Annotated in this window: 2 protein-coding genes; one reads left to right on the top strand and one right to left on the bottom strand. The window is 35.6% G+C overall.

All coding sequences use genetic code 11. The features are described 5' to 3' along the window. The coding region (putA, locus tag GO685_RS04475) for a bifunctional proline dehydrogenase/L-glutamate gamma-semialdehyde dehydrogenase PutA (RefSeq protein ID WP_175937751.1) at window positions 1–2,066 on the bottom strand (2,066 nt) is incomplete at its 3' end. A 445-nt stretch (window positions 2,067–2,511) separates the two neighbouring features. Between putA and GO685_RS04470 the strand changes: the two genes are divergently transcribed. Further along, on the top strand, window positions 2,512–2,895 hold the full coding sequence (locus GO685_RS04470; RefSeq protein ID WP_175937750.1) for an MFS transporter: 384 nt from the start codon (window positions 2,512–2,514) through the stop codon (window positions 2,893–2,895). Window positions 2,896–2,984 lie beyond the last annotated feature (89 nt).

Genomic DNA, 2,984 nt, shown 5'->3' with positions numbered 1-2,984 from the left:
CTGCCTTCAAAAAAGATAAAGTTATCTTCTCCTGTTGGACCTGGCAATCTTTTCCAGTTATTCAGTTCATTTTTTGCTATCATTGCATAATAGCGCAAGAAGTCGACTGCCTCCCTTACTTCTGCTATCGCATCGGATAAAATCTTTCCTGCTTCCACAATTAGAATATAAATCAGCTCTTTCATCCTTTCTTCAAGCAAATCGGCAGCTCTTTCAAGATGCTTAGCACGCTCTTCTGCTGAAACATTCTGCCATTTAGCGAAAGCACTATGTGCTATTTCAAGAGCGTTTAAAGCTTGATCACTTGTTGTATTTGACACTTCTCCGATTACGCTTTCCAAATGTGCTGGATTAACCACTTCGGTAAATTCAGTACTGTCAAACAGTGACTTTCCGTCAATTATCGGCCCAACCTGCCATTTTTTTTCGCTAAATTCTTTTATATCGTTCGCAAATTGTGAAACTGTAACTGAATCACTAATATCCATCCCCAAGGAGTTTTTCCTTTCTTCTCCAAAGATATCTTGTGGCAATGGAATACTTGGATGAGGCTCATACTCTAAGCTTTTAGCTTTTTCCAATGGATCTGAAACTAACTCTTCAATTTTAACGTTGGAATCATTTATTTGATGGACAAATGAACTATTAGCCCCATTTTCAAGAAGACGTCTACTAAGGTATGGCAATAAGTCACTATGTTTACCAACCGGTGCATATATACGGCAATTTATACTTGTGGCAAGTTCTGACATTACATAATCATATAAGCCCTTACCCATTCCATGTAAGCGCTGAAACTCAAACCCAGGGTGATTTTTATCGGCAAGCTCTATTATAGTAGCAAAAGTATAAGCGTTGTGGGTTCCAAAGCATGGATAAAAGTGACTTGCTTTGCTTAAAAGTTTCTGTGCACAGGCAAGGTAGCATACATCTGTATAGCTTTTTCTAGTAAACACTGGGTACCCACTTAACCCTAATTCTTGTGTGTGCTTGATTTCTGAGTCCCAGTATGCTCCTTTCACAAGTCTCACCATGATCTTATGTTTTGAACGAATAGCAACATCTTCAACAAAATCGAGAACAGACAAAGCACGTTTTTGATATGCTTGCACAGCCAAGCCAAGCCCTTCCCACTCGGAAAGCGATTCATCAAGACGCAATTGCTCAAATAAAACTAATGACATCTCAAGTCTTTCTGACTCTTCTGCATCTATACATAATGAAATATTGTACTTTTTTGCTTCATGACAAAGCTCCAGCACCTTAGTTTTCAGTTCTTCAGCTATATTGCCAAATTGGCAGAATCCATAACGTGGATGCAATGCAGACAACTTGATTGAAATTCCATGTGATCTAAAGCAATCATTTGTGTCAGCGGATTCACCTATAGCTTTTATCGAATGCATATATGAATTAAAATATTCTTCCGCACTCTCAGCTGTACGAGCAGCTTCACCAAGCATATCAAAGGAGCATAAGAATTTGCCATGATCATCTGATTTTACACTTTCCAATGCTTCTTCTATATTTTCCCCAACAATAAAGTGCTTACCAAGCATCAACATTGCTTGTTTCACTGCCTTGCGGATTACTGGCTCCCCTAAATTTTTAAGTAACCTAGAAATAGCGTGATAAAATCTTGGATCTTCCTCACTGGTCCTTAATATACTACTGCCTATCATTAAACTCCATGTAGAAGCATTAACAAACAATGAAGAGGAGCGTCCTAAATGTTTACTCCATTCTTGATTGGCAATTTTATCTTTGATTAGTTCATCTATTGTATAATTGTCTGGTATTCTAAGTAGTGATTCAGCAAGGCACATCAGCGCTATTCCTTCATCATTGGAAAGCGAATATTGCTGCATAAAAGAATCTATAATATCTAATTTATTGCCCTTAATTTTTTCGACAACTTGTTTTGCAATATTGTAAATTCCGTTTTTCGAATCAGCCGAAAGTTCTGCTTTTTCTACAAGATAACGTACACAACTTTTTTCATCAGTACGATAAAATCCCTGCAAACGTTTTCGCAATTCGTTAGGCTCTTGTATAGAACTGATCATAATTATCTACAAAACACCCTTTACCATATGTAAGGTAAAATTATATCATAACTTTGCGTAGAATAAATTATTATTTATAAAAGACCAGGAGCCTAAACGTAAGCTATGTGAATCATAAAGCTTAAATGAAGTTTTGTGAGGAACCAATAAGAAAGCTCCTCTAACCTACATCCTTTTTTGCTCTTTAATTTTCCTAAAACCTCTACTCTCTTAGTAAAAAATTCCATAAATAATGCGCGAAAATAAAGTTGTTGACCTTAGGACAAAATTTTGGTAATATAAAACAAGAATTATATTTATAACTTAGAGTTTATTGCTTCTGGTATACCATAAGCACTTCAGTTTTATCATTATTTCTCTTATTCTCGTCGGCTAAGGCCGATACACGTCTTCATAATTATTTTCATTACTAAAGTTTTTAAATAATCAATAAAGTGAGGTCTTTATGCTTACTCTCAAACATAGGTGTTTGCCATTTTTTATGTGGTTTTTTCTATTATCCTTTTTTGCATATCAGTTTATCCTACGTCTTTGGCCTGGATTAATGATGAATCAAATTATGGATCAGTTTGCTATAGATGCTAGCCATTTTGGAGTACTTGCAGCGTTTTATTATTGCAGATATTCTGGAATGCAAATACCAGTTGCAATTTTACTAGATAGATTTGGTACACGATATGTTGTGTTTGCATCTGCTATGCTTTGTGGTATTGCTACTTTGGTGTTTACATATACAAATAATTTCTACCTAGCAGTATTGAGTAGATTTTTAATAGGAGCATGTTCTGCAACTAGGTTTTTAGGTGTCTCTAAAGTAGTTTCAAAATAGTTTTCTAGTCTCTGTGAACAAAATTTTAGAGAAGCCATATGAGAGAACCAACGAAGTTTAAAAAACCCATAAAAACCTCAGCAGTCTTG

The sequence above is a fragment of the Wolbachia endosymbiont of Madathamugadia hiepei genome, from assembly GCF_013366855.1.
Classification (GTDB): domain Bacteria; phylum Pseudomonadota; class Alphaproteobacteria; order Rickettsiales; family Anaplasmataceae; genus Wolbachia.
The sequence above is the reverse complement of the archived record's forward strand: the minus strand, read 5'-3'. Positions and strand labels throughout refer to the sequence as shown.